The organism is Candidatus Erwinia dacicola (genome assembly GCF_001756855.1).
GTDB lineage: Bacteria > Pseudomonadota > Gammaproteobacteria > Enterobacterales > Enterobacteriaceae > Erwinia > Erwinia dacicola.
Genome location: NZ_MAYS01000487.1, coordinates 1 through 2433 on the forward strand (window position 1 = coordinate 1; position 2433 = coordinate 2433).

At 54.8% G+C, this 2433-nt stretch carries 2 protein-coding genes and 2 pseudogenes; 3 read left to right on the top strand and 1 reads right to left on the bottom strand.

The window, feature by feature from the left end; all coding sequences use genetic code 11:
- Positions 1–77: 77 nt before the first annotated feature.
- Positions 78–509 (top strand): annotated as a pseudogene (locus BBW68_RS12740) (sensor histidine kinase); the annotation flags it as partial.
- A gap of 113 nt (positions 510–622) precedes the next feature.
- On the opposite strand, the gene hemB reads toward BBW68_RS12740, so the two are convergent.
- The gene (gene hemB, locus BBW68_RS12745) at positions 623–1603 is read right to left on the bottom strand and encodes a porphobilinogen synthase (protein WP_070135648.1); all 981 of its coding nucleotides are present in this window, start codon (positions 1601–1603) and stop codon (positions 623–625) included.
- A gap of 236 nt (positions 1604–1839) precedes the next feature.
- Here hemB and BBW68_RS12750 point away from each other — a divergent pair, with 236 nt between their 5' ends.
- Positions 1840–2121 (top strand): hypothetical protein, encoded by a 282-nt coding sequence (locus BBW68_RS12750; protein WP_070135649.1) that lies wholly within the window; start codon positions 1840–1842, stop codon positions 2119–2121.
- Positions 2025–2258 (top strand): annotated as a pseudogene (locus BBW68_RS16965) (transposase); the annotation flags it as partial. The gene BBW68_RS12750 and the pseudogene BBW68_RS16965, both read left to right, overlap by 97 nt.
- Between the last annotated feature and the right edge of the window lie 175 nt (positions 2259–2433).

Here is a 2433-nt window from a genome sequence, read left to right on the forward strand (position 1 = left end):
GAGTATAAAGCGGAGCTCCGGTCATGCAAAGCACCGGAACGGCGAAGCCGTGACGCTCGCCCTGTAAGGGCGCTACGTTCTGCCTGAGTGAGCTGGTGCAGGACGTCATGCAAAAATTTGAGCTGACAGCTGAATCCCACCACCAGCATATGCGGGTAACTGCTGCGCCGGGCATTTCGCTGGTAACCGCCGATCTCGACATGATGGAGCGGGTGCTGACCAACCTGCTGGACAACGCCTTGCGCCATACGCCAGAGCATGGGCTAATTGAGATTGAGATGACGCAGCAGGTTGGTAAAGTACAGGTTCAGGTCAATGACAGCGGGCAGGGGATAGCCGCCGAACTGCGCGAAGATCTGTTTGTGCGCCCTTCACTGCTGAATGCGCGCAGGCATCGCGCTCGCGGTATGGGATTAATGATTGTGCGGCGTATTTTGCAGCTGCATGACAGCGATATTAAGCTGGGCGAGTGCCAGCAGCGCGGTGCCTTTTTCCAGTTTTTTGTGCCGAGTGTGAAAGAAGGGGCAGGTGAGGGGGCTGATCGAAAAAGAAGGTCAGCTCCTACAGATGTGGGCGTAGGGGGCGACCGCTTTTCTGGTCAACCCGATTTGTACCCGATCGATCAGGAAAGGATTTTCTTTTCGGCAAGATCGAGCGCAAAGTAGCTGAAAATAATACCGGCACCGACGCGTTTAATCGCCCCCAGACTTTCTAGCGTCACGTCGATCTCGCTGATGGCCCCCGCCTGCGCGCCGAACTTAATCATCGCGTACTCACCGCTTACCTGATACGCCGCCAACGGTAGACGGGTGTGTTCACGCACGTCGTGCAGGATATCCAGATAGGCACCCGCCGGTTTCACCATCAGCGCATCCGCACCTTCCGCTTCATCGATCAGCGATTCGCGGATCGCTTCACGGCGGTTCATCGGGTTCATCTGGTAGGTTTTACGGTCAACTTTCAGCGAGGTGCCCGCCGCTTCACGGAAAGGACCGTAGAAGGATGAGGCAAACTTGGTGGAGTAGGACATGATGGCGGTATCGGTAAAGCCTGCCGCATCCAGCGCCTGGCGGATCGCGCCCACTTGGCCGTCCATGGCTGCAGAAGGGGCAATAAAGTCCGCACCGGCTGCTGCCGCGACCACCGCCTGCTTGCCGAGGTTAATCAGCGTAGCGTTATTGTCCACGCCATGATCGTGCAGCACGCCGCAATGGCCGTGGCTGGTGTATTCGCAAAAACAGGTATCGGACATCACAATCATTTCCGGCACGGTCTCTTTACAGATACGCGACATGCGGGCCACCAGTCCGTTTTCATTCCAAGCATCGCTGCCGTCAGCATCGGTATGATGAGAGATACCAAACGTCATGATCGAACGCACGCCCGCTTTGGCAATGCGCTCAATCTCATACGCTAGGCGTTTTTCAGGAATACGCATTACGCCCGGCATCGCCATAATCGGCTTATAATCATCAATCTCTTCCTCAACGAAGATCGGCAGTGCCAGATCGTTAAGGCTAAGGGTATTTTCCTGGAACAGGGAACGAAGAGAAGCGGTTTGACGAAGGCGTCTTAGGCGCTGAGCGGGAGAGTAAGTGGACACAACAACCTCAGTTTTAGCAGGTCACCCAGCGGATAAGAGATATCCGCGGACAAAAAGATGAATAGTGCGCTAACAGTATGCTTTCGGGCGCCGGATGACAATCTTTGCGGGCTTTTCTGGACCTCGTAACGGCACAAAATGCGCATAAGTATTTACAGATATTTCATGATAGCGCTTAAAAATTAACGAGTTAGCGCTTTTATTGAGCAACCTACTGTAAATATAGGGAAACAACCATGAGTCAGAACGCTCCCCTGAAGTTTGTTACTCTACCCGGCAGACTGCGGGCTGCATCACTGAATGCCGTTGTCGCCAACAGCCAGCCGCAGCTGGCTCCGGCTGGGGTAGAAATCAAACCGCTGGGGTCGATTGCCGACTTCCCCCACTATGACGCCGATATCCAGGTGGAAGGTTTCCCTGAGGCCATGCTGGCGATGCCATTGCGGCAGCGGGTCTCCGTAGCAGTGCAGATACTCTTCTTCGCAGGGTTATCAACACCCCGGAGATACAACCGCTAGGCGCCCCCCATGTCGGTATCGATGAGTGGGCGTGGCATCGGGGCCACCGTTACGGCACGTTAATCGTCAATCTTGAGACTCAGCGACCCCTCGTCCTGCTTCCCGGCCGCGATCAGCGTACACTGGTGGCTTGGTTCATGGTTAGGAGATTGAATCGCCTCTTCTGAGAGCGCCCAACCATGAATGTCAGAACGAACTATCCCTTTGATGCGGCGGCCGTGCGTAGGTTTAAGTATGAAAATGCAGTTTTTGTCGTGTTTTTAACCGGAAAGCCATTTTTCAGGCACACTGATCCGGCTCAGGCATCCGCAA

Bases quoted from the DNA above. Each gene is read 5' to 3' on its own strand.
- BBW68_RS12750 (WP_070135649.1), top strand. From the start codon at position 1,840: ATGAGTCAGAACGCTCCCCTGAAGTTTGTTACTCTACCCGGCAGACTG.